Source organism: Sinorhizobium alkalisoli (assembly GCF_008932245.1).
In the GTDB taxonomy this organism is placed as follows: Bacteria; Pseudomonadota; Alphaproteobacteria; order Rhizobiales; family Rhizobiaceae; genus Sinorhizobium; species Sinorhizobium alkalisoli.
The window spans coordinates 549,314-575,660 of sequence record NZ_CP034909.1; the positions used below are offsets into that span (position 1 = coordinate 549,314).

Annotated in this window: 24 protein-coding genes, 2 tRNA genes and 1 pseudogene; 12 read left to right on the plus strand and 15 right to left on the minus strand. The window is 63.6% G+C overall.

Annotated elements, in window-relative coordinates; translation table 11 throughout:
- Positions 1–14: 14 nt before the first annotated feature.
- The 3 genes from EKH55_RS02630 to EKH55_RS02640 all read left to right on the plus strand — a co-directional run bounded on the left by EKH55_RS02630 (position 15) and on the right by EKH55_RS02640 (position 1,988).
- Positions 15–341, plus strand: coding sequence for an NIPSNAP family protein (locus EKH55_RS02630; protein WP_069460423.1), 327 nt, complete (start codon positions 15–17; stop codon positions 339–341).
- Entirely contained in the window at positions 338–703 is a 366-nt protein-coding gene (locus EKH55_RS02635) for an antibiotic biosynthesis monooxygenase family protein (protein WP_069460424.1), read from the plus strand. Before EKH55_RS02630 ends, EKH55_RS02635 begins: the two co-directional genes overlap by 4 nt.
- Before the next feature lie 154 nt (positions 704–857).
- The gene (locus EKH55_RS02640; protein WP_069460823.1) at positions 858–1,988 is read left to right on the plus strand and encodes a site-specific DNA-methyltransferase; all 1,131 of its coding nucleotides are present in this window, start codon (positions 858–860) and stop codon (positions 1,986–1,988) included.
- Between the two features lie 176 nt (positions 1,989–2,164).
- On the opposite strand, the gene EKH55_RS02645 is transcribed toward EKH55_RS02640, so the two are convergent.
- Both EKH55_RS02645 and mutY read right to left on the minus strand, forming a co-directional pair.
- On the minus strand, positions 2,165–2,809 hold the full coding sequence (locus EKH55_RS02645; protein ID WP_151610929.1) for an HAD family hydrolase: 645 nt from the start codon (positions 2,807–2,809) through the stop codon (positions 2,165–2,167).
- Between the two features lie 41 nt (positions 2,810–2,850).
- A complete protein-coding gene (gene mutY / locus EKH55_RS02650; RefSeq protein ID WP_151610930.1) occupies positions 2,851–3,936 on the minus strand; it encodes an A/G-specific adenine glycosylase in 1,086 nt (361 codons plus the stop codon).
- A 90-nt stretch (positions 3,937–4,026) separates the two neighbouring features.
- Here mutY and EKH55_RS02655 point away from each other — a divergent pair, with 90 nt between their 5' ends.
- The 4 genes from EKH55_RS02655 (at position 4,027) to ppdK (ending at position 11,942) form a co-directional block, all read left to right on the plus strand.
- Complete coding sequence (locus EKH55_RS02655) at positions 4,027–4,533, plus strand: DUF721 domain-containing protein (RefSeq protein WP_069460824.1); 507 nt, start codon at positions 4,027–4,029, stop codon at positions 4,531–4,533.
- Between the two features lie 186 nt (positions 4,534–4,719).
- On the plus strand, positions 4,720–5,535 hold the full coding sequence (locus tag EKH55_RS02660) for a DsbA family protein (protein ID WP_069460427.1): 816 nt from the start codon (positions 4,720–4,722) through the stop codon (positions 5,533–5,535).
- Between the two features lie 117 nt (positions 5,536–5,652).
- Positions 5,653–9,114 (plus strand): chromosome segregation SMC family protein, encoded by a 3,462-nt coding sequence (locus EKH55_RS02665; protein ID WP_069460428.1) that lies wholly within the window; start codon positions 5,653–5,655, stop codon positions 9,112–9,114.
- A 137-nt stretch (positions 9,115–9,251) separates the two neighbouring features.
- Positions 9,252–11,942, plus strand: coding sequence for a pyruvate, phosphate dikinase (gene ppdK / locus EKH55_RS02670; RefSeq protein WP_069460429.1), 2,691 nt, complete (start codon positions 9,252–9,254; stop codon positions 11,940–11,942).
- 218 nt (positions 11,943–12,160) lie between these two features.
- Here the strand turns inward: ppdK and EKH55_RS02675 are convergent, their stop codons facing one another.
- Entirely contained in the window at positions 12,161–12,550 is a 390-nt protein-coding gene (locus EKH55_RS02675; protein WP_069460430.1) for a hypothetical protein, read from the minus strand.
- Between the two features lie 248 nt (positions 12,551–12,798).
- Here EKH55_RS02675 and EKH55_RS02680 point away from each other — a divergent pair, with 248 nt between their 5' ends.
- The gene (locus tag EKH55_RS02680; RefSeq protein ID WP_069460825.1) at positions 12,799–13,710 is read left to right on the plus strand and encodes a DUF1499 domain-containing protein; all 912 of its coding nucleotides are present in this window, start codon (positions 12,799–12,801) and stop codon (positions 13,708–13,710) included.
- Positions 13,711–13,799: 89 nt separating this feature from the next.
- On the opposite strand, the gene EKH55_RS02685 is transcribed toward EKH55_RS02680, so the two are convergent.
- Together EKH55_RS02685 and EKH55_RS02690 are read right to left on the minus strand one after the other, a co-directional pair.
- Complete coding sequence (locus tag EKH55_RS02685) at positions 13,800–14,711, minus strand: MBL fold metallo-hydrolase (RefSeq protein WP_069460431.1); 912 nt, start codon at positions 14,709–14,711, stop codon at positions 13,800–13,802.
- A gap of 11 nt (positions 14,712–14,722) precedes the next feature.
- Positions 14,723–15,019, minus strand: a complete 297-nt coding sequence (locus EKH55_RS02690) for a cupin domain-containing protein (protein WP_069460432.1) — start codon at positions 15,017–15,019, stop codon at positions 14,723–14,725.
- Between the two features lie 231 nt (positions 15,020–15,250).
- Here EKH55_RS02690 and EKH55_RS02695 point away from each other — a divergent pair.
- Positions 15,251–15,325 (plus strand) — tRNA-Gln (locus EKH55_RS02695).
- 583 nt (positions 15,326–15,908) lie between these two features.
- Here the strand turns inward: EKH55_RS02695 and EKH55_RS02700 are convergent.
- Positions 15,909–16,322: a hypothetical protein gene (locus tag EKH55_RS02700; RefSeq protein WP_069460433.1), complete on the minus strand. Its 414-nt coding sequence runs from the start codon at positions 16,320–16,322 to the stop codon at positions 15,909–15,911.
- Between the two features lie 276 nt (positions 16,323–16,598).
- Here EKH55_RS02700 and EKH55_RS02705 point away from each other — a divergent pair.
- Positions 16,599–16,675, plus strand: a tRNA-Pro gene (locus EKH55_RS02705).
- Between the two features lie 81 nt (positions 16,676–16,756).
- Here EKH55_RS02705 and EKH55_RS02710 read toward each other — a convergent pair.
- From EKH55_RS02710 to EKH55_RS02750, 8 genes and pseudogenes are all read right to left on the minus strand, one after another.
- Positions 16,757–16,978 (minus strand): hypothetical protein, encoded by a 222-nt coding sequence (locus EKH55_RS02710; protein WP_069460434.1) that lies wholly within the window; start codon positions 16,976–16,978, stop codon positions 16,757–16,759.
- A gap of 269 nt (positions 16,979–17,247) precedes the next feature.
- Positions 17,248–17,484, minus strand: coding sequence for a 30S ribosomal protein S21 (rpsU, locus tag EKH55_RS02715; protein WP_069460435.1), 237 nt, complete (start codon positions 17,482–17,484; stop codon positions 17,248–17,250).
- Between the two features lie 79 nt (positions 17,485–17,563).
- Positions 17,564–17,848 (minus strand): hypothetical protein, encoded by a 285-nt coding sequence (locus EKH55_RS02720; protein WP_069460436.1) that lies wholly within the window; start codon positions 17,846–17,848, stop codon positions 17,564–17,566.
- A 165-nt stretch (positions 17,849–18,013) separates the two neighbouring features.
- Positions 18,014–18,223 (minus strand): cold-shock protein, encoded by a 210-nt coding sequence (locus EKH55_RS02730; protein ID WP_069460437.1) that lies wholly within the window; start codon positions 18,221–18,223, stop codon positions 18,014–18,016.
- A 584-nt stretch (positions 18,224–18,807) separates the two neighbouring features.
- Positions 18,808–20,304, minus strand: a complete 1,497-nt coding sequence (gene cysN / locus EKH55_RS02735) for a sulfate adenylyltransferase subunit CysN (RefSeq protein WP_151610931.1) — start codon at positions 20,302–20,304, stop codon at positions 18,808–18,810.
- Complete coding sequence (cysD, locus tag EKH55_RS02740; RefSeq protein WP_069460439.1) at positions 20,304–21,257, minus strand: sulfate adenylyltransferase subunit CysD; 954 nt, start codon at positions 21,255–21,257, stop codon at positions 20,304–20,306. The genes cysN and cysD overlap by 1 nt, the downstream gene beginning before the upstream one ends.
- Positions 21,258–21,306: 49 nt before the next feature.
- Positions 21,307–22,062: a phosphoadenylyl-sulfate reductase gene (locus EKH55_RS02745; RefSeq protein ID WP_106407924.1), complete on the minus strand. Its 756-nt coding sequence runs from the start codon at positions 22,060–22,062 to the stop codon at positions 21,307–21,309.
- A gap of 151 nt (positions 22,063–22,213) precedes the next feature.
- Positions 22,214–23,496, minus strand: a pseudogene (locus EKH55_RS02750) (chloride channel protein); the annotation flags it as partial.
- A 228-nt stretch (positions 23,497–23,724) separates the two neighbouring features.
- Here EKH55_RS02750 and EKH55_RS02755 point away from each other — a divergent pair.
- Positions 23,725–24,102, plus strand: a complete 378-nt coding sequence (locus tag EKH55_RS02755) for a DUF6152 family protein (protein ID WP_151610932.1) — start codon at positions 23,725–23,727, stop codon at positions 24,100–24,102.
- Positions 24,102–24,587 carry a DUF6644 family protein gene (locus EKH55_RS02760; RefSeq protein WP_069460442.1) on the plus strand — a complete coding sequence of 162 codons (486 nt, stop codon included), beginning with the start codon at positions 24,102–24,104 and terminating at the stop codon, positions 24,585–24,587. Before EKH55_RS02755 ends, EKH55_RS02760 begins: the two co-directional genes overlap by 1 nt.
- A gap of 2 nt (positions 24,588–24,589) precedes the next feature.
- Here the strand turns inward: EKH55_RS02760 and betA are convergent, their stop codons facing one another.
- On the minus strand, positions 24,590–26,239 hold the full coding sequence (betA, locus tag EKH55_RS02765) for a choline dehydrogenase (protein ID WP_069460443.1): 1,650 nt from the start codon (positions 26,237–26,239) through the stop codon (positions 24,590–24,592).
- Between the last annotated feature and the right edge of the window lie 108 nt (positions 26,240–26,347).

A 26,347-nucleotide genomic window follows, 5' to 3' on the forward strand; every position in this document is an offset into this window, starting at 1 on the left:
GAATAGGAAAAACCATGATCACCTGTTTCATCCGCTACGAAATTGATCCGTTCCGCAAAGAAGATTTCGCGACCTATGCCCGTAATTGGGGCGAGGCGATCCCGCGCTGCGGCGCCGATCTCATCGGCTATTTCGGGCCGCATGAGGGCTCGGCGACGACGGCCTATGGCGTCTACAATATCGACAGCCTTGCCTCCTATGAGGCCTACCGTGCGCGGCTCGCCGCCGACCCGCTCGGCCGCGAAAATTATGAATTTGCCCGACGCGAGCGCTTCATTCTCAAGGAAGACCGGATCTTCCTGAAGAACGTCTCCCTGCCAACGGGAGGAGCACGCCGATGATCGCCGTGATCTTCGAAGTGCTGCCGGCAGACGGAAAGCGTGACACCTATCTCGGCCTCGCCGCCGACCTGCGTCCGCTACTGGAAGGCATCGAAGGCTTCATCTCGATCGAGCGCTTCCAGAGCCTTGCCCATCCGAACAGGCTCTTGTCGCTTTCCTTCTGGCGCGACGAGGCGGCGGTCAAGGCCTGGCGCAACAGCGCCGAGCACCGCGCCGCGCAGGAGGCGGGTCGCCGAGGCGTGTTCGCGGACTACCGCCTGCGGATCGCCTCCGTCGTTCGCGATTACGGCCTCAAGGAACGGGATGAGGTGCCGCCGGACAGTCAGCAATGGCACGAGAAGACGGAGACCGGCCGATCCTGAGAAGCGCGACCCGGCTTCGCGCCGAGTTTGGGGCAGGGAAGTCGGGGCGATTTATCGGGACCGTCTTCAGCCTTTGGTAACCATCTTCGGTAACCATAAGTGCTATAGTCAGTCCCGAGTAAGCGTATTTGCGAGTTGTCCCATGCCTTCTCCCATCTCTTCTGTTGTTTCGCTTGCCGAAATCTCCCGCGCCGCCCGTCCATTGAGCTGGATGGATAGCATCATCAAGGGGGATTGCGTGGCCGCGCTGAACGCGCTTCCCGACAATTCGGTCGATGTCGTCTTCGCCGACCCGCCCTACAATCTCCAACTTGGCGGCACGCTCCACCGGCCGGACCAGTCGCTGGTCGATGCCGTCGATGACGAGTGGGACCAGTTCGCGTCCTTCGAAGCCTATGACGCCTTCACCCGCGCCTGGCTGCTTGCCTGCCGCCGGGTCCTCAAGCCGACCGGCACGCTGTGGGTGATCGGCTCCTACCACAACATCTTCCGGGTCGGCGCGATCCTTCAGGACCTGCATTTCTGGATCCTAAACGACATCATCTGGCGCAAGACCAATCCGATGCCGAACTTCAAGGGCCGTCGTTTCCAGAACGCCCATGAGACGCTGATCTGGGCGACGCCGAACGCCAAGGCCAAAGGCTATACCTTCAATTACGAAGCGATGAAGGCGGCGAACGACGACGTTCAGATGCGCTCCGACTGGCTGTTTCCGATCTGCTCCGGCTCTGAGCGGCTGAAGGACGAAGACGGCAAAAAGGTGCATCCGACGCAGAAGCCGGAAGCCCTGCTCGCCCGCATCCTGATGGCGTCGACCAAGCCGGGCGACGTCGTGCTCGACCCGTTCTTCGGTTCCGGTACCACCGGCGCCGTCGCCAAACGCCTCGGCCGGCATTACGTGGGCATCGAGCGCGAGCAGGACTATATCGACGCCGCCGCCGAGCGCATCGCCGCCGTCGAGCCGCTCGGCAAGGCGATGCTATCGGTTATGACCGGCAAGAAGGCCGAACCGCGCGTCGCCTTCAACACGCTCATCGAAAGCGGGCTGATCAAGCCCGGCACGGTCCTGACCGATGCGAAGCGCCGCTACAGCGCGATCGTGCGCGCCGATGGCACCTTGGCATCCGGCGGCGAAGCGGGGTCGATCCACCGCCTCGGCGCCAAGGTCCAAGGCCTCGACGCCTGCAACGGTTGGACGTTCTGGCATTTCGAAGAGGGGAATAGCCTGAGGCCCATCGACGAACTCAGATCCGTCATTCGAAACGACCTGGCAAAACTGAACTGATCAACCAGTTCCGCGCAGGTCTTCGAAAAGCGCTCCCTCCGGTTTTCGTACCTTCAGTCCCGGAAGGAGAGCTTTAAACGCCCGGAATCCGCGAGGATTCCGGGCGCTTGTATTTTGCACCCCTCGTGATTACGGACCTGCTCCGCGACAGGATGCCGTGCCTCGACCATCGCCCCTTACAGCGCCGCGCGTCTTTCTAGACGCGCTAGGTGCACGCCGTGGGCCGCAAGATCCGCCCTCAATTTCTGCGCATCGGCAAAATGAACGGCTTGCCAGCCGGCAGTCCGGGCGCCCTCGACATTGGCCATGCTGTCATCGATGAAGAGCGTTGCGGCGGGATCGAGGCCGAAGGTCTGGGCGTGGGTTCTGTAGATCTCGATATCCGGCTTGATAAGGCCGACATCGCCAGAGACCGTCACGCCACGCGGCAGCGCCAGAAGCGGAAAGCGCTTCAGGGCCTCTCGAAACGTGTCGGAGGCGAAATTGGTGAGCATCGTCACGTCGCGCTCTTCAGCAACCAGACTTTCGAGGAGCATGACCGTCTCGGTGTAGGCATGTGGCACCATCTCGTGCCAGTGCCGCCGGAAGGCGCGGATATGATCTTCCCGCTCGGGATGGCACTCGATCAGCAGTGACTCGGCCTCTTCCCAGGAGCGCCCACGATCCTGCTCGACATTCCAGTCGTGTGTGCAGACATTGGCGAAGAACCAGTCGCGCTCCGCCTGGTCGGGGATGAGGCGCCGATAGGGAATCTGCGGATCGTAATGGATCAGCACCTTGCCGATATCGAAGACTATGTGGCGGATTTCGATGGTGCTCATAACAAGTTCCTGACGGGCATGAAGATAGAGGCGATCCGAGATCAGCCGGGCTTGAAAGCATGCGGTATAGCCTTCGCGATTGCTTTTTTCATGACGGTCGGCAGCGCCTGCCTCTTCAGTGACGCGATCGGCTCCCACCAGCCGCCGACAGCGGGCGGTGCATCGGCGACATTGGCGCGGTAGACGGAAAGGCGCAACTCGAAATGCGTGAAGACGTGGGTAATCGTGCCGCAGGATTCCCAGGGCGCTACGAAGGGTCGCGCGTCGACGGAGGTCTCGCCATCGCGGCGTGCGCTCCAGTCCGTGCCGGGAACCTCCGTCATACCGCCGAGCAGGCCGGTTTCAGGCCGCTTGCGCAGATAGACGGCGTCGGCGCCATCGATCGCCACGAACGCAGCACCGAGGCGCACCGGCTTCTCCTTCTTCGCCGCCTTTATCGGAAATGTTTCCGGAACCGCCGAGGAAAGAGCCATGCACTTCATGCGGAAGGGACAGAGTGCACAGGTCGGTCGCTTCGGCGTGCAGATCGTGGCGCCGAGATCCATCATCGCCTGCGCGAAGTCGCCCGGTCGGTCGGCGGGTGTCAGCCGGGATACGCGTTGCCGCATTTCGGTCTTGGCCGCAGGCAGCGGCGTTTCGATCGCGTACAGCCGTGAAATGACGCGCTCGACATTGCCGTCCAGCACAGCGCTCCTGCGATTGAAGGCGATCGCCGCGATCGCTGCGGCGGTATAGGCGCCCACGCCGGGAAGCGCCTTCAAGCCTTCCTCCGTATCCGGAAAGCGTCCGCCGTGGCCGCGGGCCACTACCTCCGCGCATTTCTTCAGGTTGCGCGCGCGGGCGTAATAGCCGAGCCCGGCCCATGCCTTCATCACATCGTCCGTATCGGCGGCCGCGAGATCCTCGACCGTCGGCCAGAACCTCAGAAACTTGTCGAAATAGGCCTTTACCGCCTGAACGGTGGTCTGCTGCAGCATGACCTCCGAGAGCCAGACGTGATAGGGATCGGCGACGACGCCTTGCCGTGCCATGGGCGGCGAAACTCGCCAGGGCAGGTCGCGGTGGTGGCGATCATACCAGGTGAAGAGAAGGGCGGCGTCATCCGCCGTCAGGGTTTCGCACGTCATTTGCCGGGAAGTCCTTTTCCGGCCTATACTTGGCCGATGCCCGCCCGAGCTTCAAGGCTCGATCCGAATTGCAAACAGAAAGTCGCATGCGTGCGTGAACAAAAGCCCCGCAAGGGTGTGGTCCAGATCAGCGAAGTTGCCAACGGGCTGATCGATCCGGTGCTCGCCAAGCGCGCGGGCATCAACACCATGCTGCTCGGCTCCTGGGACGAGATCGCCGGCGCGGATTTTGCCGACTGCACCCGGCCGGAAAAGATCGCCTGGCCGCGCCGCGCCTCGGAAATCGGTGCCGAGGGCGGCTACCAGCCGGGCGTGCTCACCATTGCCTGCGAAGGCACGCGGGCGCTCTTTCTCACCCACGCGCAAGGCGAACTGATCCAGCGGATCAACGGGTTCTTCGGTTTCCACGCAATTGGTCAGTTGCGGATCGTACAGAAGCCGGTTGCCCCGCCCCCCAGGCGCCGCGGGCCGCCGCGGCCACTTACGGGTGAGCCCGCCCGCCGGCTCGAATCCATGATCGATGGCATCGAGAGCGAGACGCTGAAGGCGGCGCTGACGCGGCTCGGTACCGCCGTGTTGTCGTCACGGCGGAAATGACCGATCATCTACAGCGCTGCGCGTTGAATTGCTGCATTCCGTTGAATCGAGGTCGATTGATGAGACATGCAGTAGGGGTCACAATTCTTTGAACTCAGTTGAGATACCGCCCCTTGCCGCCATTGATCGGGCAAGTTATCGAATTCCCACTTCGAATTTTTCCCTCACAGAAAACGGGTCCTCTCCATGTCCGCTTCCGATACGAGCCTGTCGAAACGCCTGCTGAGTGGCGTCGCCATTGCGGTGATCGCCCTGGTCATCGCCGCTTGCAGCGATGAGAAGAAGGAGGCTGCTTCCACCACGCCGGCCGAAACGGCGACAAGTGCGGATGCGACGACCACCGCATCAACGGCTGAAGCGCCCGCCGCCTCGACCGAGACGAAACCCGCGGCGGGCACCGAGGTGGCCCAGGCATCCACACCCGCGGCCGAGGTCGAACTGCCGAAGTCGGAAGGCAGCGTGGACGTGCAGAAGCTGATGGAGCCGGGTCCGCTGCCGGAAATGGCGCTGGGGAAGGCCGACGCGCCGGTGACGATCGTCGAATATATGTCGATGACCTGCCCGCATTGCGCTGCCTTCCACAACAATACCTTCGAGGCCATCAAGGCCAAATATATCGACACCGGCAAGGTGCGATTCATCGTCCGCGAGTTCCCGTTCGATCCGCGCGCGGCAGCCGCCTTCATGCTGGCGCGCTGCGCGCCCGAAGGACAGTATTTCCCGATGATTTCCATGCTGTTCAAGCAGCAACGACAGTGGGCGGCCGCGGAAAACGGCCGCGATGCACTGCTGCAAATGTCGAAACTCGCCGGTTTTACACAGGAGAGCTTCGAGGCCTGCTTGACGAACCAGAAACTTCTGGATGATGTGAACGCAGTGATGCAGCGCGGTGCCAAGGAATTCGGCGTGCAATCGACGCCGACCTTCTTCGTCAATGGAGAGCACTATTCGGGGGACATGTCGGTTGACGTTATGTCGGCCCTCATCGACGGAAAGCTCTGATCCTTCGCTTTTCCTGAGAGCGGGCGACGGCGGTAGCCGTGCGCCCGTTTTTGGTGTTTGGAGAGCCGACCCTCTCTGGCCTGCCTGCCATCGCTCCAGAGGAGGATATTTCCTCCCATGAGGTTCACCAAACTCCGCCTGCTCGGCTTCAAATCCTTCGTCGAACCGACGGAGTTCATCATCGAGCGGGGCCTGACCGGCGTCGTCGGGCCGAATGGATGCGGCAAGTCGAATCTTGTCGAGGCGCTGCGCTGGGTGATGGGGGAGAACTCCTATAAGAACATGCGCGCCTCCGGCATGGATGACGTGATCTTTTCCGGGTCGGGCAACCGTCCGGCGCGCAACACCGCGGAGGTGGGCCTTTACCTCGACAACGGCGACCGCACCGCGCCGGCCGCCTTCAACGACAGCGACGAGATCCAGGTGACGCGCCGGATCGAGCGCGAGCAGGGTTCCGTCTACCGTATCAATGGCAAGGAGGCGCGCGCCAAGGACGTACAATTGCTCTTCGCCGACGCTTCGACGGGGGCCCGCTCGCCATCAATGGTCGGGCAGGGCCGGATCGGCGAACTGATCGCCGCCAAGCCGCAGGCGCGTCGGCAATTGCTCGAAGAAGCGGCCGGCATCTCCGGCTTGCATTCCCGCCGGCACGAGGCGGAACTCAGACTGAAGGCGGCGGAAACCAATCTCGAACGGCTCGACGACGTCACTTCGCAGCTCGAAAGCCAGCTCGAGAGCCTGAAGCGACAGTCGCGCCAGGCCAACCGCTTCAAGATGCTGTCGGCGGAAATCCGTCGCCATGAATCGATCCTTTTCCATATCCGCTGGGTGCAGGCGAAGGAAGCGGAGGCCGAAGCCACGAGCCAGTTGAACCAGGCCACCGCGCTCGTCGCGGAGAAGGCGCAGGCTCAGATGACGGCAGCCAGGGACCAGGCGATCGCAAGCCTCAAGCTGCCGGATCTGCGCGAGAACGAGGCGAAGTTCGCGGCGGCGCTTCAGCGCCTGCAGATCGCCCGCGCGCAACTCGAGGAAGATGCGAGCCGGATCCTGCGCCGTCGTGACGAATTGCAGCGGCGGCTGGCGCAGCTCGCCGAGGACATCGCCCGTGAGGAACGGCTCATCGCTGACAATGCCGGCATCCTTTCCCGCCTCGACGAGGAAGAGGCGGAGCTGAGCGGCATGCTGGCGAAGGCGGACGACCGTGCCGCCGAGGCTCGCGAGAGGCTGGAGGCGGCAAACGAGACGCTGTCCGAAAGCGAAGCCGATCTCGCGCGGCTGACGGCCGAGCGGGCCGAGGCGCAGGCCGCTCGCAACCAGATCGAGCGGGCGCTTCGGGATCTGTCGGACCGGCAGGCGCGCCTTGCCCGTCAGCTCTCCGACCACGCCCGTGACTTCGACGAAATCGACCGCCAGGTGGCCGCGCTTCCGGACCCTCACGAAAAGCGGGGACAGGTCGAAGCCGCGGCAGCGGCCCTGGAAGAGGCCGAAGCGACCGTCATTGCCATCGAAGAGGGGCTTGTAGAGGCGCGCGCCAGAGAAGCCGATGCCCGACCGCCGGTCGACCGGGCGCGTGCGCGGCTGAACGGCATCGAGACCGAGTCGCGCACGATCCGCCGGATGCTGGAGGCTGCGGGCGCCAGCACCTACCCGGCCGTGGTCGAGGAGATGAAGGTCGATCGGGGTTTCGAGACGGCGCTTGGCGCAGCGTTCGGCGACGACCTCGACTCGCCCCTGGACCATGCCGCACCGTCGCATTGGCGCATGCCTGGCGACCATGCCCATGATCCCGCCCTGCCGGATGGCGTTCCGGCCTTGATGAACTACGTGCGCGCGCCGGAGGCGCTCGGCCGAAGGCTGCGCCAGATCGGCATTGTGGAGGACGACATAGAGGCGGCGCGCCTGCTGCCGTTCCTCAAGGCCGGCCAGCGGCTGGTGACCAGGCGGGGTGCGGTCTGGCGTTGGGACGGCCACGTCACCGGGTCGGAGGCGCCAAGCGCGGCGGCGTTGCGGCTTGCGCAGAAGAACCGCCTGGCGGAACTCGAGGGCGAAGCGGAAGATGCCGCCGAGGCCCTCGAGCGGGCGGAGGCGGAGCTTGCCACCGCCGGACAGCGCATTCGCGCCGAGGACGAGCGGCTGCGGCTTTCGCGCGATGCGCACCGGATGATCGTCCGGCAATTGAGCGAGGCGCGCGAGGCGCTCGCCGCCGCAGAGCGCGCCTCCGGCGATCTCGCCCGCCGTCGCGCCGTGCTCGCGGAGACAAGCTTGCAGCTTCAGGCGCAGCTCGAGGAGATAGCCGAGCAGGTCGAAGCGGCGAACGATACCCTTGTCGAGGCGCCCGACCTTTCCGAGCTCGACCTCCGCCTGCGCAGCCGGATGGCCGAGGTCGCCGCCGATCGGGCGGCCATTGCCGAAGCGCGGGCAGCCCATGACGGCCTCGCCCGCGAAAACGAGGCGCGAATGCGCCGGCTTGCCGCGATTGCAGGAGAGCGCGAGACCTGGCTGGCGAGGGCCGCGAGCGCCGACGAGCACATCACCACGCTGCGCGAACGCGAGGTGGAGGCGCGCGAAGAGGTCGAGGAACTCGTCGACGCGCCGGACGAGTTCGAAGACAAGCGCCGCGCCCTGATGAACGAATTGCAGAAGGCCGAGACGGCGCGCCGTCAGGCGACCGATATTCTCGCCGAGGCGGAGAACCGCCAGCGCGAGGCCGATCGCATCGCCGCGACCGCGCTTTCGAAGCTGGCGGAAGGACGCGAGAACCGCGGTCGGGCAGAAGAGCGGCTTGTCTCGGCACGCGAGCGGCGCGTTGAGATCGAAGCCCGCATCCTCGAGGCTCTGTCCTGTGCCGCGCACGAGGTCATACGCCTGACCGGCCTTGCGGCAGACGAGGCGCTGCCGGACATGCGCGCGGTCGAGCGGGAACTCGAGCGGCTGAAGATCGAGCGCGAGCGGCTAGGCGCCGTCAACCTGCGGGCCGACGAGGAACAGAAGGAGCTCGCCGAACGGCTGGCGGCACTGCTCAAGGAGCGCGACGACGTCATCGAGGCGATCCGAAAGCTTAGAAGTGCCATCCAGAACCTCAATCGCGAGGGGCGCGAACGCCTGATCGCCGCCTTCGACGTGGTCAACGCACAATTCCAGCGGCTCTTCACGCATCTCTTCGGCGGCGGCACGGCCGAGCTGCAGTTGATTGAGAGCGACGATCCGCTGGAGGCGGGGCTTGAGATCCTTGCGCGTCCGCCGGGCAAGAAGCCGCAAACGATGACACTGCTTTCCGGCGGCGAACAAGCCTTGACGGCGATGGCGCTGATCTTCGCCGTGTTCCTCACCAATCCGGCGCCGATCTGCGTCCTGGACGAGGTGGACGCGCCGCTCGACGACCACAATGTCGAGCGCTATTGTAATCTGATGGACGAGATGGCCGCCTCGACCGAGACGCGCTTCGTTATCATCACTCACAACCCGATCACTATGGCGCGCATGAACCGTCTGTTCGGCGTCACCATGGCTGAGCAGGGCGTCTCTCAGCTCGTCTCCGTCGATCTCCAGACGGCGGAGCGCATGCGCGAAGCTGTCTGACAAGTCTCGTTCTGCTTACAGGCCACGCGCTGCCGCAATCTTGATGCACTGCAGCAAAAAACTTGGCCGAGTGCATTTTCAGCCCGAAACATATACTGTAGATCGTCACCAGAGCTGTTTTGGGGTGGAGAACAGGCATGACGAAGTGGGTTTACACCTTTGGTGGCGGAAAGGCCGAAGGCCATGCGGGACACCGCGACAGGCTTGGCGGCAAGGGCGCCAACCTTGCGGAGATGTGCAATCTCGGCCTTCCCGTGCCGCCGGGGCTCACCATCGTCACCGATGCCTGCAACAGCTATCTGGCAAACGGCCGAACCATGCCGGAGGGCTTGCGCAGCCAGGTGCGCGAGGGCATTTCCCGGATGGAAGAAGTCACCGGCCGCCTGTTCGGCGATACCACCCGCCCTTTGCTTCTTTCCGTTCGTTCGGGGGCTCGCGCCTCCATGCCCGGCATGATGGACACGGTTCTCAATCTCGGGCTCAACGATCAGTCGGTGCATGCGCTTGGCCACGATGCCGGCGATGCGCGATTCGCCTGGGACAGTTACCGCCGCTTTATCCAGATGTACGGCGATGTCGTCCTGGGCGTCGACCATGATGTCTTCGAGGAGATCCTGGAAGAAGAGAAGGCGCGGCTCGGGCACGAGCAGGATACGGAGCTTTCTGCCGTCGAATGGCAGCACGTGATTGCCCGCTACAAGGAAGCGATCGAGGAGGTTTTGGGCGAGCCCTTTCCACAGGACCCGGAGGTCCAGCTCTGGGGCGCGGTCGGAGCCGTCTTCTCGAGCTGGATGAATCCGCGCGCGATTACCTACCGCCATCTCCACGGCATCCCTTCAAGCTGGGGCACGGCGGTCAATATCCAGGCGATGGTCTTCGGCAATCTCGGCAACTCGTCGGCGACCGGCGTCGCCTTCACGCGCAATCCCTCGACCGGCGAGAGGGAACTCTACGGCGAATTCCTCGTCAATGCCCAGGGTGAGGATGTTGTTGCGGGCATTCGCACGCCGCAGAACATCACCGAAGCAGCGCGGATCGCTTCCGGCTCCGATAGGCCGTCGCTCGAGAAGCTGATGCCCGAGGCCTTCGCCGAATTCGAGCAGATATGCAGCACGCTCGAGCGGCATTATCGCGACATGCAGGATCTCGAATTCACCATCGAGCGGGGCAAGCTCTGGATGCTGCAGACCCGCTCCGGCAAGCGGACCGCCAAGGCGGCGCTGAAGATCGCCGTCGACATGGCGGAAGAGGGGCTGATTTCGAAGGAAGTGGCGGTGACGCGCATCGATCCCGCCTCGCTCGACCAACTCCTGCACCCGACCATCGACCCGCATGCGCGCCGCGACATCATCGGATCCGGCCTGCCGGCCTCGCCGGGGGCGGCGACCGGTGAGATCGTGTTCAACTCGGAGGAGGCGGTCCAGGCGGTCAAGGAAGGTCGCAAGGTTCTCCTGGTGCGCGTCGAGACGAGCCCGGAGGATATCCATGGCATGCACGCAGCCGAAGGCATCCTGACCACCCGCGGCGGCATGACGAGCCATGCGGCGGTCGTCGCCCGCGGCATGGGCACCCCTTGCGTGTCCGGCGCCGGCAACATCCGTGTCGACTATCGCAGCGAAACGCTGATCACGGCGAGCGTGACGCTGAAGAAGGGCGATGTCATCACCATCGATGGATCGTCCGGGCAGGTGCTGAAGGGCGAGATCCCGATGCTACAGCCGGAACTGTCGGGCGATTTCGGCAAGATCATGCAATGGGCCGATCAGAGCCGCCGCATGACGGTGCGCACCAATGCGGAGACACCGGCCGACGCGCGTGCCGCTCGCTCCTTCGGCGCCGAGGGTATCGGCCTCTGCCGCACCGAGCACATGTTCTTCGAGGACGACCGCATCAATGTGATGCGCGAGATGATCCTCGCCGAAGACGAGGACGGCCGGCGCGCGGCGCTCGCAAAACTGCTGCCGATGCAGCGCTCCGACTTCGCCGAGCTCTTCTCGATCATGCATGGCCTGCCGGTGACGATCCGCCTGCTCGATCCGCCGCTGCACGAGTTCCTGCCGAAGACGGACGCGGAAATCCACGAGGTCGCAAGCGTTCTGTCGCTCGATCCCGCGCATTTGCGCCAGCGCGTCGAAGCGCTGCACGAATTCAATCCTATGCTCGGTCATCGCGGTTGCCGGCTGGCGATCTCCCATCCGGAGATCGCCGAAATGCAGGCCCGCGCCATTTTTGAGGCTGCGGTCGAGGCCGGCCGGCAGACGGGCGCTCCCGTCGTTCCCGAGATCATGGTGCCGCTGGTCGGGCTGCGCGCCGAGCTCGACTACGTCAAGGACCGGATCGACGCCATCGCCAAGGAGGTGATCGGCGAGGCGGGCATGAAGATCGATTATCTGGTTGGGACGATGATCGAATTGCCGCGGGCGGCACTCAGCGCCGCGACGATCGCCGAGTCGGCGGATTTCTTTTCTTTCGGCACAAACGACCTGACGCAGACCACTTTCGGTATCTCGCGCGACGATGCGGCGATGTTCCTCGCCACCTATCAGCAAAAAGGCATCATCGAGCAGGATCCGTTCGTCTCGCTTGACTTTGACGGTGTCGGCGAGTTGATCCAGATCGCCGCTGAACGCGGACGCCGGACCAAGAACGGTCTGAAGCTCGGGATCTGCGGCGAGCATGGCGGCGATCCCGACTCGATCCGCTTCTGCGAAGAAACCGGCCTCGACTACGTCTCGTGCTCGCCCTTCCGAGTGCCGATCGCGCGGCTGGCGGCGGCACAGGCGGCGATCAACGGCAATGCCAAGGTGGAGGCGATGGCCGCGAGCTGACAGCCGCCCTATTGGATTACGGATTCTGCCGCACGGTCCCCGCGGCTCGACGGCGACCGGGCGGTCGCAGCCCCGCTCTGGCTACGCCTCTAACATTCGCGGTCGCCCACCATGTCTGCTGCTGAACGAATGGCGCCGTTTTCGTGCGAGTCAGGTGATCCGCCGGGCGCAATTCGATTGACGCCGCGCCGCCGTGGGGGGTGTCAATTCTCGGGCAATTACATACGCTCGAGCACGCCGACAAAGGCTTCGGCGAAATTCCTGAGCCCGGCGGTCCTTTCCCCCGACTCTTCGGCGCGAACCGTGCTTCCATCCGCGTCGAGACAGACGAAAAGGATCGTCGGGGGCTCGTCTGCCCCGGCGCCGAGACGCAGGACGGCGATGCTCAGGCAATCATCGATGAGGCCGGAGGCGGGCAAGGCGAACAGGAACTCGCCGCCGACGTCCTTGGCGACCGTGCGTACGAAGTCGTCGAAATCGTCCTCGTCGCCGGAGAAGTGGTCAAGCGAAAGCTCGAGTTCGAGCAGCGCCATCGGGATGGCCGCTTCGCCGGTCTGGCGCGCGGCGACGGGGCGGGTGAGCTCAATGCTGTTCTCCGATGCGGCCATGATACCTCTCCGTGAAGGCCCGCGCCGTCTGGCAGGCGCCGGCCGTTCGCCTCCAAGTCTCGCATCGCGGCGCAACTGTGCCGTTGGAAGCGAGTCTGGTAAATAACTGGTTAAGGAGAATGGCGAATTTGCGGCATTGACACAACTGGAGCGGTCACGCCCCGCCGAGGGCCGCCAGCCAGGTTCCCAGCGACACCTCCATCGGTTAAGAAGATTGCTCTGTTCCGTCGCGGGGAATGATTCCGTTCATGGTTGTTCGCTACGAGCGTCCCTATTCCTATGCCGCCCATTGGGCGCGCCGGCTTGCCCGCATAGGCTTCCTCATCTTCGTGCTGTCGCTTGCCGCGCATCGCTTCGGTCCGCTGACGACGCCACATTTTCTGGTGCTGGCTTTCGCCGCCGCCGCCTTGGCCGCCGCCGGCGTGCTGCTCGCGGCGGTCGGGCTCGCGCGCTTGTGGCAGATGGCGGCCATGGGCGGCAAGGCGTCCGTGTCGGCGCTCTTCTATGCGGCGCTTCCGATCGCGTTCCTTGGTTATTGCGCTGCGCAATACCTGATGCGCCCCGCGATCTATGACATCAGCACCGATACGGTGATGCCGCCGCCCTGGATCAGGGCACCCAAGGCCGAGGAGAATTGGATGAAGCGCAGGCCGATCGTGACGCCCGAGGATCGCGAGGCGCAGATCGTCGCCTATCCCGGGCTCACTGGCCGGCGCTATGAAGGTGCTCTCGACCGGGTGTTCCAAGGCGTGCGTAAGGTCGTCGACGAAACGGGCATGAGCCCCACCGCCGAACTCGGCGTGGAAAATGCGCGCGCCGACCTCGAGGACCTTGCCGTTCGCCCCGGCGCCGGCGTGGATACCAGCACGGAACTGCAAGTGATTCCGGTACCGGCCGTGCGTCCGGCCCCACCAGGCGTGGATGGCGGCATACCGGGACGGCGCCCCGGCGACGTGGTGCTGCAGGGCGAGTGGCGCACTTTGATCGTCGGCTTTCGCTTCGATGTGCTGGTTCGTCTGCGTGAGGAGGCGGAAACCACCTTCGTCGACCTCCGCGTCGCCTCGCGCTACGGCCCGCACGATCTCGGTATGGGCGCAGCCTTCGCCGAGGAATTCCTGCGGACGCTCGATGCCGAACTCCTCGGGATCGCGGGGGATTGACGGTCCCGTGGCGCTCTACGCAGCCGTTCGCCACCTCCTCCTGCGGGGAATTTGGCGTCGGTGCGACGAAATCGCGGGCGCTCTTTATCTCAGAGGACGAGCCGAAACTCCCCGAACAGCGAGGGCGGGCCGTCGGTCTCTATGCGACCGTGCTCGATCAGGTCCTCGATATGCGCGAGTACCGAAAGTGCCGCCGCACCGTGCAGGCGCGGGTCGGTCGACGCGTAGATCACCTTCACCATGTCCGGGATCATCCGGTCGCCGGCGCGCAGTCGTTGGAGAACGGCGCGCTCGCGCATCTTCCGGTGCGCCTTCAGCGCGCGGACGAAGGAGTCGGGCGCTGTGACGGGGCCGCCATGGCCGGGCAGGTAGAGCCGGTCCTCGCGGGCAAGCAGCTTGTCGAGCGAGGCCATATAATCGGCCATCGCTCCGTCCGGCGGCGCGACGATACTCGTTGCCCAGGCCATGACGTGATCTGCGGAGAAAAGGATGCCGGTGCCGTCGAGCGCGAAGGCCATGTGGTTGGCGGTGTGCCCCGGCGTTGCAACCGCGGTCAGCCTCCAGCCGTCGCCCTCGATCCGCTCACCATCGGCAAGCGCGATGTCTGGCGCAAAATCCGTGTCGGAGCTTTCGGCGAAAGGATTGCTCTCGCCTTCATGCAGGGGTCGCGCTGCCCGGTGGGGCCCTTCACCAAAGATGACCGCGCCAGTCGCCTCTTTCAGCCGGCGGGCAAGGGGCGAATGGTCGCGATGCGTGTGGCTGACGGCGATATGTGTCACCTCGCGGCCCTTGAGCGCTGTCATTAGCGCCCGGAAATGCGCCTCGTCCTCCGGCCCCGGATCGATCACTGCGACCGAGCCGCGGCCGACGATATAGGTGTTGGTGCCGTGGAAGGTGAAAGGGCCGGGATTGTTGACGGTGATCCGCTGCACGTCGCCGGCGACCGGCACCGCCTCGCCATGGGCAGGTTTGAAATCGAGGTCGAAGTCCGGGCCCTGCATTCGTCTTGCCTTCACTTGTACTCGATCTCGATGAAGGACATGGTCTCGCTGCCGGCCTTGACGACATTGTGTGCCACACCCGCGTCACGCCGATAGGCGGCGCCCTTGGCGACATCGATCCGGCGGGTGCCAACTTCCTCTTCCACCAAAAACTGACAGTCCGTCATAGGTACCACGACGTAGCCAAGCCCGTGGACGTGATGTCCCGTATCGGCACCGGGTTCGAAGTCCCAACGGATGATCCGGACGACGGCGTCGTCGGTGAGCACCGTCGGGACGGCAGGCGGACGTGCGCGAAACTGGCTCATGGCGTTCTCCATTTGCGGGCGACAATAGGACAAAGGACGGACGGAGGAAACGGCATTGTCCATGCTCTCGGCCTAGTGGAAGGCGTCCGTTGGACGGTGCGGCTGCATGCGTAAGGCAGGGCATATGGTCAACAAAATCTGCGGGCAATGCGAAGTTAAGCATTGTGGCGATGCACGAGCTTTGCTAATCAGGCGCACGATTTGGCGCGGCAGTATCCCGCCGGCCTGAGTTGGGGCGTAGCCAAGCGGTAAGGCAGCGGTTTTTGGTACCGCCATTCCCTGGTTCGAATCCAGGCGCCCCAGCCACTCGTTCTCTTCGAGCATTGGCATCCGCAGTACGCCGCTTAGTCGGGCAACTTGTATTTTTTCCGGATACGACCCTCGGGGCCGAGGTCTAAATGAAGGCGTGGAAATCCTGCGAGTCCGCTGCATAGAAGCGGTGGGAAGGGGCATAACACGACAATGGATCTGGTGATTCGCAGTGCGTCATGAAGGGCAGGGGTCGCCATGGAGCCAACGGGGCAAGAGCGAAGCCATGGCGATCTGCATAGCGCTTTCCGACGTGGATGAGCTTGAGGAAAACGCGATGATCTACACGAGCTCGTCTATCCAGCGCAAATGCATGGCCACAATCTCGTAATGGCTGCCCTTGAAACCGGTGATCATGTCGCTATCGCTCGCCATCGACACGGACACGGTTGACATCAACGAGTTCGCCGCGGACCCGAGCCGGAAAACCCTCCCGAAATCGCGGGCACAAAGCGGTCTTTTCAGAACAGCGGGATAGAGTGATAGCTGGACGAGGCAGATATTAAGCCTCGCCTCATGGGTCCGCCATGAAACAAATCCCGCCGACTTTCGTCAGCGGGTTCGATTGCACATTGGCCGATCACTCCGCCTTCGCGCCCCCCAAGAACTCCTCACACCAACTCGGGCCGCCTTCGCGCTTCCGGTCGCCGAGGACGCGGATCGAGCGGATGACGTAGTCGGAGGAGACGGTAAGCTGGACGGAGCAGCTCAAATATTCGGTACGCGCGGCGGAGATGCGCTTGCCGCGCTTGCCGTCAGCGGTTTTTTCGTACTGGGCCGGGACCTTGCGGGTCTTGTAGCCGCCCTTCCAGCTATAGACGGTATCGCTGCCGGACTCGACGTCGGAAATCGGGGGGCCGAATTCGGCAAAGAAGGGGCCGGCCGATTGGCCGAGCCAGCGTTTCTCGACCGCGTTTCTAGCCACGCCTGTCGTCGTCGTGCAGCCGGCGATGACCAGCGCGAGGCCGGCCGCCGCCATCAAGCGGAAATTCATGTTTCTGTCCCTTTGACCTGTCCTGAAGCTCGCGGCGTCGAAGACCCGACTCCCGGGTTTCCCCACCTCTCGTCGAGGCTCTAGCGCCAAAGCCGGCGAAAGAAAATCGGCCGGCACTCGGCGGATCAAGGAAAATCCAAAGCGTTGCAGAAACGCCCTATTTCCCTCGCGCGCCAGCTTTTCCACCGGTCCGACTTTTTTGGCGAAGCCGCTTTCTTTTTTGAGATCGCCGCTTGTGCAATCGCGAAGGCTGTTCTATAGAGGCGCCGCTGGTCACGGAGTGTAGCGCAGTCTGGTAGCGCACCACGTTCGGGACGTGGGGGTCGCAAGTTCGAATCTTGCCACTCCGACCAGCCGACCCCCCCTTGATACTGCTGTTTTCGTTTTCGTTTTGCGTCTGCCGGCGCATTCGTTCTCAGGCCGACAGGCGGGGGTTAAGCCCCGTGGCCGTGGAACCGGCGTGCGGCATCCAGCAGCGCATCCTCGTCGCTGACGCCCTGCCTGAGTTCACCCACGAGGAAGCGGGCGAGATGTTCTGTCTGCTCACCTTGGGCGGCGATCCCGTATTCGGTGCAGAGCTTGCCGAAAACGGTCCGAAGCAGATCGATTTCGTTTTCCTGGAGTTCTGCCGTCAGGTGACTGGGGAAGGCGTCCATGAGATCTTTCCGAAGTACCCTTTGGCACCTTGTGGATGCGCAGCGATCGTCCGGAGTTCGGGGCGGAATGGATGCAAATCGAGCCGGCGACCCGCGTTCCATGCAATCCACATCATGTGAGATAAACGAACGGGAGTAAAGGTGCCGCCTGCGGCGCTGCGCCCGATCAGACGATCAGGCGCGCAATGTCGTCTCAGTACTTTGAACAGCCGCATGGCTTTGTCTTCAAATCGAAAAACCTGCGGCAAAACTCAGAGGCGCCGCAGGTGTTATCGAGGGCGCTGCGCCTTTTTCGGTGCCGGCAAGAGCCCTTCGCGCTGGAGCCGTTTTCGGGCAAGCTTGCGCTGCCGGCGCACGGCCTCGGCCTTCTCGCGGGCCCGCTTCTCCGACGGCTTTTCATAGCTGCTTCGGGCGCGCATTTCGCGAAAAAGCCCCTCGCGTTGCATCTTCTTCTTCAGCACCCGAAGGGCCTGCTCGACATTGTTGTCTCGAACCGTGACTTGCAAATATACCTCCATGGTGTCGCACCGACGGGTGCCTTGGTTGGTGGCGGAAACGACAGCGCCGCGCGTCCTTTCAGACGTGCTAACGTCTGACTGTCGTGGCGAGGGGCGTCACCCACGCGCCCCCATCGCGCGCGTCGCCTTCAACGCCTGCCGGCACGGCGCGAAAGGATTTTTCGTTGTCAACGTCGGACTCGGCGATGCACCGCTCGAAGTTCTCGCCCTCGAAGCGAACGCGGTATTGCGGGCCGTTGAGGGATGCCGGCAGCAAGGCGACGATTCGGCACGGACCTTTCTGGCTGACGAAACGGACCGGTGCCTCGTTGAGAACGACTCGGTCGCCGATCTTGTATCGATGTGCAGTCATATGTTCTCCAGTTCGGTTCGCCGTCGGTCCGGCGCGCAATGCGCCTCGCCTTTGCCCGAAACAAAAAAGGCCGGGAGAACCCGACCTTCCTCATCGCCTCACCTGGCCAGTGCCAGTACATCCGTGGTCAAAAGCCGGGAGGCGATAATAACATGCGCCGTTCGATCAGAGGGATCGGAGATTTTCTGCCGACGTCTTGCCTGTGCGGCGGTCCTGGGCAAGCTCGAAGCCGACCTTCTGACCTTCCTTGAGGGAAGACATGCCGGCGCGCTCGACGGCGGAGATGTGCACGAACACGTCGGCCGCGCCATCTTCCGGCTGAATGAAGCCAAATCCCTTCGTGGCGTTAAACCACTTTACGGTTCCAGAATTCACGATGATCCCTTTCAATCGCATGGGAAAACAAACGTCGCCCAGAGGCGATGTATTAGACCGATCTTGTGAGGATTTTCGTGACGATGCGCCAGGCGCGGTAACAAATATCGTCGATCAATATCGATGTGAGCTATATAGGGTAGCCCACCGTTATTTACAAGAATTATTTTCTGACGGCTGAAATAGCGAAGAATGCGCCCAGCCAAGGAGCTGGAAATTCTTTGTTTTACGCGTTCGAAATCTCGCATTATCCAGGCGTGCGGTTCGTATAACCGCGTAAATCGGGCAGGTGATCGCTTTTGAAGTGTTGAGAGCGGGAGGCCGGTGCACTTTCCGCAAGCGGGCTGTCCCGCAAGCGTCCGAAAACGGCGGAACAGCACGATCGATCATCATTTCCGACGAGCCACTCTAAACACCGTTCGCCGGTCGAGAGGTCTGGACGAGGACAAGTCGGCGGCAAGCTTAAATCTCGGTTTGCGATCGCCCAGCCGATGGGAACGATCCACCGGCCTTGAACGAAGAAGCGGCCGCTACTGCAACAAGGACGAAGACGTGCTGCAATTCAAAGTGCACGGCGACATCGGTTACTCGTCGATGGCGTCGATCGCCTCGATTGCCTTGGCGGCGTTGACGCGGCGGATGTCGACGTCCTCGCGGCGGCTGGCGAAGATCTCCGTCGCCATCAACTGATCGGCGAGATCGGCCGGGAGCGACATGATGACGCGGTGCTCCTCGGCATGGATGCCGCCGATCGTCGCGCGCCTTGCGTTGATCATGCCGCCGGCCACCGTGTTGTTGGTGTCCGGGTCGATCAGGATGAAGGCACCGGTCGTGCGGTTCTGCTCGTAGGTGTCGAAGATCGCCTGCTCATCGAAGGTCAGATGCACCTTGCCGATGGCGTTCATCGGCAGCTCGTCGGCGTGGTTCCACTTGCCGGACTTGAGCTCGAGCTGGCTGATGGGCTGCACCTGCACGCGCTGACGGCGGCTGCCGGACTTCAGCCAATAGCGCTTGCCCGGCTGGATGCCCTCCGGCTGCAGCGCGACGATGTGGGCGTCGAAGGCAAGCCCGGTCATCGGCTGGCTATCGATCGCCGCGATCATGTCGCCGCGCGAGACGTCCACCTGCCGGTCGAGCACGAGCGTGATCGCGTCGCCGGCGACGGCTGCGTTACGCACAAGATCGAAGGTAACGATCTTCGTCACGTTCGCGACCATGCCGGACGGCAGAATTACGACGGAATCGCCGGGCTTCACCGATCCGCCGGCAACCGTGCCCTGATAGCCACGGAAGCTTTCGCCCGGGCGGGACACGCGCTGCACCGGCAGGCGGAAACCGACTGTCTGGGCCGAACGGGTCGTCGCCAGTTCCAGCACCTCGATCAGCGTCGGGCCCTCGTACCAGGGCATTGAGGCGCGGCCGTCATAGACGACGTTCTCGCCCTTCAGCGCCGAAACCGGGATCGCCGTCACCTGGCGCACGCCGAGCGACAGCGCCAGTTCCCTGAACTCATGCGAGATCTGCTCGAAACGGGAACGGTCGTAGTTCGTCAGGTCGATCTTGTTGACGGCGAGCACGAACTGACGGATGCCCATCAGCGTTGCGATCGTCGCGTGCCGGCGGGTTTGCTCGAGCAGGCCGACGCGGGCATCGACGAGCAGCACGGCGAGATCGGCGGTCGAGGCGCCGGTCGCCATATTGCGGGTATATTGCTCGTGGCCGGGCGTATCGGCGACGATGAAGGAGCGCTTGTCGGTCGAGAAATAGCGATAGGCGACGTCGATGGTGATGCCCTGTTCGCGTTCAGCCTGCAGCCCATCGAGCAGCAGCGCGAAGTCGGGCAGGCCGAGGTCGTTCTGTTTGCCGCTGGAATCGCGCTGCAGGCTTGCCGCCTGGTCTTCCTTCACCGCCTTGGTATCCCAAAGCAGGCGGCCGATCAGCGTCGACTTGCCGTCGTCGACGCTACCGCAGGTAATGAGGCGCAACGGCCGGGAATCACGAGTGGCTCGCGCCGGTTCCTGTGAGGGGAGGGCAACGGCGATTTCGTCCAGGGCTGCGTTTGCTACTGCCGGTGCAGTCATCAGAAATATCCTTCGCGTTTCTTCTTTTCCATCGAGCCGGCCTGGTCGCGGTCGATCGCACGTCCCTGGCGTTCGGAGACGGTCGCGGTTTCAAGTTCGGAAATGATGTCGTCGAGCGTCGTGGCGCTGGAGCGGATCGCGCCCGTGAGCGGGAAGCAGCCGAGCGTGCGGAAGCGGATGACCTCTTCGCGCTTGGTCTCGCCCGGAAGCAGCTCGAGGCGCGGATCCTCGGCGAGGATCATCATGCCGTCGCGCTCGACGATCGGCCGCTTCTCGGCGAAATAGAGCGGCACGATCGGGATTTCTTCCGCCTGGATGTAGCGCCAGATGTCGACCTCGGTCCAGTTGGAGAGCGGGAATGCGCGCACGCTTTCGCCCCGGCGGATCATGCCGTTATAGAGATTCCAGAGTTCCGGGCGCTGATTGCGCGGATCCCAGCGGTGGTCCGGCGTGCGGAAGGAATAGATGCGCTCCTTGGCGCGGCTTGCTTCCTCGTCGCGGCGCGCGCCACCGAAAGCGGCGTCATACTGGCCGGCGTCGAGCGCCTGGCGCAGGGCTTCGGTTTTCATGATGTCGGTATAAAGCGCCGAACCATGCGTAAACGGTGTGACGTTCTCGACGGCACCGCGCGGATTGGTGTGGACGACGAGGTCGAGGTCGTACTTCTCCACTATCTCGTCGCGGAAAGCGATCATCTCGCGGAACTTCCAGCCCGTATCGACATGGAGCAGCGGGAAGGGCACGCGGCCGGGATAGAAGGCCTTGCGCGCCAGGTGCAGCAGAACGGAGGAATCCTTGCCGATCGAATAGAGCATCACCGGACGCTCGAATTCGGCGGCGACCTCACGGAAGATGTGAATCGCTTCGTTTTCCAGTGCCTTCAGATGCGGGTCGAGCGGCGGCCTGGTGCTCTGCGGGTTGTGCAATTCCGTTTCCGGATGGGTGTGGGGCATTTCGAACTCCGGGGAGGATACGTGTCTCGTTGGTGCGGGCGCCCGGCCTTCAGGCGGCGCTGCTTGCGTTCGGGATGCTGGACGAAGCGGCTTCCGCAACGTGGAGGCCGCATTCGCGCTTCTCGTCGTTTTCCCACCACCAGCGCCCGGCCCGCTCGGGCTCGCCTGGCTTGATGGCGCGGGTGCAGGGCTCGCAGCCGATCGACGGATAGCCGCGGCTGTGCAGCGGATTGACCGGAATGGCCTCGGCCGCGACATGGGCGTGGATCGCGTCGATGTCCCAGTCGGCAAGTGGGTTGACCTTGATCAGCCCCCGCTCGAGGTCAGCTTCGGCGAAGGGCGTGGTGGCGCGGTTGCCCGATTGGCCGCGGCGGAGTCCCGTGATCCAGTAGTTTGCCCCTTCAAGCGCGCGCGCAAGCGGCCTCAGCTTGCGCACGCCGCAACAGGCATGCCGGGCCTCGACGCTGTCGTAGAAGCCGTTCATGCCGTATTGCGCCACATAGGCATCGATATCGGCCTTTTCCGGGTGGAAGCGCCTGATTGCGATGCCGTAGGTTTCCTCGGTCTCGCCGATCAGTGCGGCCGTTTCGTTGAAGAGACGGCCGGTCTCGAGAGTGACGACATCGATGTTGAGGCGGTTGGTGCCGATGGCCGCGGTGATAACCTGGTCCTCGATTCCGAGCGAGGTCGTGAAAACGGCACGGCCGTCGAGACCGGCGACAAGCGCCAGCCGTCCGGCAAGATCCAGGGCTCCCAGCTCTTCGTTCAGCGCTTGCGCCTTGGTTTCGAGGGATTGCGTGGTCATGGCTCGATCCTGTTCCATTGAGCACGGAATATCGCAGCCGTTCGTGACAAAGGACAGAAATAGCGGTTTCTAATGCCGCGCTATCGGAGCAAATATCTCTCTCTTCGCCGAAAGCCTTGAAAAATGGCGTCGGGCGAGCGGGCTTGGCGCGTCATTGCGCGGCGGCCTGGCTTTTGGCGCCGCTTCGGCGCAGCAGGATACTCTGCGCGACGAAGGTCCGCGAAAGGCCGTGATAGAGCGGCTCCGGCGAAATCAGCCGCGATGTGACATAGCCGAGCATCGAGGCGGCCATCAGCGGGATGACGCCCTGGTGGTGGCCGGTCATTTCCATGACGATGACGAAGGCCGTCATCGGTGCCTGGACGATACCGGCGAAGTAGCCGGCCATACCGAGCACGGCACCGAGCGCGATGCTGGCACCGGGGAGCGAACTCAAGCTGCTGCCGAGGCCGGCGCCGATGGCAAGGGACGGTGCGAAAATGCCGCCGAGAATGCCGGAGCTCATCGCCGCGAAGCCTGCAAGCAGTTTGCCGATGAAGAAGAAGGGCAGGGGCTCGCCGCCGACGGCGGCATGGGCCTGCTCGGAGCCCGTCCCGAAGGTGGCGCCGCCCGAAACGACGCCGATTACGGCCGTTGCCAGGCCGCAGCCGCCGGCGAGCATCAGCATGCGTTTCAGCGGCTCCGGCTGGGCCCAGCGGCGGATGCGCCGCGTCAGCCGGAGGCTTGCAACGCTGAATCCCGCACCCAGCATGCCGCCGCCGACGCCACAGACGGCGATGAGCAGAAAGTCGCGGGCGCCGCTTGCCGTCCACCGAGGCGGTGCCGAAATAGGTGTAGTTTCCCGAAAGGCCGAGCGCTGCGAGCCCCGACAGGATGACGGCCGTCAGCGCAAGTCCGTTGGCGCGTGGCGAAGACAATGCCGGCAAGCGGCGTGTTGAAGGCGGCCGCGATGCCGGCGGCGGAGCCGGCTAGGATCAGGCCGCGCGCCTGCGCCATGCCGCCCCAGCGGGCGGCCTCGAGCATGATCGAGGCGCCGACCTGGACCGTCGGCCCTTCGCGCCCGATCGAGGCCCCACCGAAAAGACCGAGCACCGTCAGCAGGATTTTTCCGAAGGCAAGCCGCAGCGACAGGAGCCTCGCACGGTCCTGCGGACCATGGAGTTCGCGCGCGGCGATCGCCTGCGAAATGCCGCTGCCTTGCGCATTCGGAAAGAAGCGGATGGCGAGCCAGGCCGAGAGCACGAAGGCGGCCGGCGTCATCAGAAGCGGCAGCAGGAAGCCCCATCGACCGCTCTCCGTCAGTTCGTGAAACGGGTGCTGCGCCCAATCGGCGAAATTGGCGAAGACGACGCTGATGATCCCGACCGCGATGGCCCCTGCCCAGAAGACGAGTCTCGGCCGCCAAACGTCGTAGGAGCCCCATAGGACCTTGGCATTTCACGAAGTTGGAAGGCATGTCGTCTTCTTAGCGGCGATCTTCGCCGAGCACAAATCCGAGATGCCGCATTCTGGCGAGGCGATTGGGGGGAGAGGTGGCGCAACGTCCACACCCTTTTCGCGCCGCCGGAGGGCGCCTCGCGTTCAACAATCGGTGAACCTGCTGTTCTTCTCTCGGCCGCGCTCCAAGTTCAGGAAATCAATCTGGACAGGGAAGGAAAGACAATGTTGTCGACACGCATTCCCATAGCCGGCTTGCTCGGCCTGCTCCTCGTCTCGGGAGCCTATGCGCATCACGGCTGGTCCTGGGCGGAGGCCGATCAGGTCGAGCTTTCCGGCGTGATCCGCGAAATCTCCATGGCGCCGCCCCATCCGACGCTGCGGGTGGAGACGGAAAATGACGGCGTCTGGCGCGTGGAACTCGGCAATCCGCGGCTCACTCAACGTTCGGGTTTCGTCGAAGGCGTCGCGAAGGTCGGCGATCCGATCGTGGTGCTCGGCAATCGCTCTCTCGACCCGAACGAGAAGCGGATGAAAGCGGTGCGGATCACCGTCGCCGGAAAGGTCTATGACATCTATCCGGACCGGATCCAGACGAACTGATGGAAGCGGTGGCGACACTGGAGTGGATCGCAGGGCTGCCGGTCGCCGTCGCGCTCCGGCGCTCCGCAACTTTCTACATCTTCGTGAACGCCGCCCATATCCTGTCGATCGGGATCATCATCGGCGCGATCCTGCCGCTGGACCTAAGGCTCTTGGGTATAATCCGGGCAGTTCCGGTCGCAGTGATCGGACCGTTCCTGTCGCGCGCCGCAGCCGTCGGCGTCGCGCTGGCGATCGCCACCGGCTTCTGCCTCTTCAGCGTCAATCCGCTTGAATATGCCGGCAATCCAGCGTTTCTGACCAAGATGTCGCTGCTCGCTCTCGGCGTCGCCAATGCGACTCTATTGCACCTCGCGCCGCAATGGCGCGCCGCCGTAAATGGCGGACCGCTTTCCTGGCGGGTCCGCCTTTCAGGCTTGCTTTCGTTAGCGATCTGGACCGGGGCGGTTGTTGCCGGCCGCTGGATCGGGTTCCTCTTGGAGTAGAATCACCGGTCGCTGACCGCCCAGCGCGGATTGATCCAGGGCTCCTGGTTGGAGCGGGCAAGCGGCTGCTTGCCAAGGATATGGTCGGCAGCTTTCTCGCCGGTCATGATCGAAGGGCCGTTGAGATTGCCATAGGTGATATGCGGGAAGATCGAGGAGTCGGCGACACGCAGGCCGTCGACGCCGATCACCCGCGTCTCCGGATCGACGACAGCCATCGGATCGTCCTTAGAGCCCATCTTGCAGGTGCCGCAGGGGTGATAAGCGCTTTCCAGGTGCTCGCGCAGAAAGGCGTCGATCGCCTCATCCGTCTGCACGTTTTCGCCTGGCTGGATTTCTGGCCCGCGATAGAGGTCGAAGGCCTTCTGGCCGAAGATTTCGCGCGTCAGCCGTACGCAGTGGCGGAATTTCTCCCAGTCCTCGGGATGGCTCATATAATTGAAGCGGATCACCGGATCGGCCTTCGGCTCTGAGGAGCGGAGAGTCACGGCGCCGCGCGATTTCGACAGGTTATAGCCGACATGCACCTGGAAGCCGTGCGAGTTCGCCGCTGCCTTGCCGTCATAGCTGATCGCCACCGGCAGGAAGTGGTACTGGATATCGGGCTGCTTGACACCGGGCGCAGAGCGCAGGAAGGCGCAGGCTTCGAACTGGTTGGAAATGCCGAGGCCGGACTTGAAGAACATCCATTGCGCACCGGCAACACCCTGCCAGAACCAGGGCAGCCAGGAATAAAGCGACACCGGCTTGGTGCTGATCTGCTGGAAATAGAACTCCATATGGTCCTGGAGGTTCTGGCCGACGCCCGGACGGTCGAGCTTCACCTCGATGCCCATCTCCTTCAGATGATCGGCCGGGCCGATGCCGGAGAGCATCAAGAGCTTCGGCGAGTTGAAGGACGAGGCGGAGACGATCACTTCGCGATTGGCCTTGACTACTTCTATACGGCCGCCGCGCTCGATCTCGACGCCGGCGGCCCGGCCGTTCTCGATTAAGACCTTGCGGGCGAAGCAGCGAACGAGTTCGACGTTCGGGCGCTTCAGCGCCGGCTTCAGATAGGCGGACGCCGCCGACCAGCGCCGGCCTTTCCACGTCGTCTGTTCCATTAGCCCGAAACCTTCCTGCTTCGAGCCGTTGTAATCCTTCGTCAGTTCGAACCCGGCCTGCTTTCCGGCTTCGATGAAGGCGTGGAAGAGCGGGTTCTTGACCGGTCCGCGCTGGACATGCAGCGGCCCGTCGGTGCCACGCCAGCCCTCCTCTCCGCCATGCGAGGTCTCCATCCGCTTGAAATAGGGCAGCACGTCCGCATAGGCCCAGCCCTGGGCTCCGAGTTCTTCCCAGCGGTTGAAGTCTTCCGCATGCCCGCGCACATAGACCATGCCGTTGATCGAGGAGGAGCCGCCGATCACCTTGCCGCGCGGTGCGGTGATGCGGCGGTTGTTCAGCTGCGGCTCCGGCTCAGAAAGATAGCCCCAATTGTAGCGGTTCATGCTCATCGGCCAGGCAAGTGCTGCCGGCATCTGGATGAACGGACCGAAGTCGGTGCCGCCGAACTCCAGCACGATAACCGAATGCTTGCCGTCTTCCGACAGGCGATAGGCGAGCGCCGAGCCTGCCGAACCGGAACCGACGATGACGAAATCTGCCTGCATAATGGTGGTCTTCCTGTATCCCTGATGGCCCCTCATCCGGCTGCCCTTCCTCCGCCGTAGCTGCGCTACGGCTGCGGAGGATGACCGGCACCCGCCCGTATCCAGTCA